1 protein-coding gene is annotated in these 267 nt (G+C 49.1%); it reads left to right on the forward strand.

The window, feature by feature from the left end; translation table 11 throughout:
* Window positions 1-267, forward strand: a 267-nt coding sequence (locus LI126_RS14780; RefSeq protein WP_227165687.1) for a DUF72 domain-containing protein, incomplete at both ends; no start/stop codon positions are given.

Here is a 267-nt window from a genome sequence, read left to right on the forward strand (position 1 = left end):
GGTCAGAGCATCCCGCGCTGATTGATGGTCAACGGCAGACAACAACGCTTAATGAATATGCTCAGCATTTTCCGACCGTTGAAATCGATACGTTTTTCTATGCTTTGCCTAGATCGGCAACCGTTCAGAAATGGCTGACTGAGGTGCCGCGCGACTTTCAGTTTATCGTTAAGGTGCACCGGCTGATGACTCAGCATGAGAACCTGACCGAGCAGGACTCGTCATTAGCGGAGGTGTTTCAAAAATATCGTGATGCCATCATGCCAT

It is taken from the genome of Mediterraneibacter sp. 210702-DFI.5.30, from assembly GCF_020560115.1.
In the GTDB taxonomy this organism is placed as follows: Bacteria; Bacillota; Clostridia; order Lachnospirales; family Lachnospiraceae; genus Mediterraneibacter; species Mediterraneibacter faecis.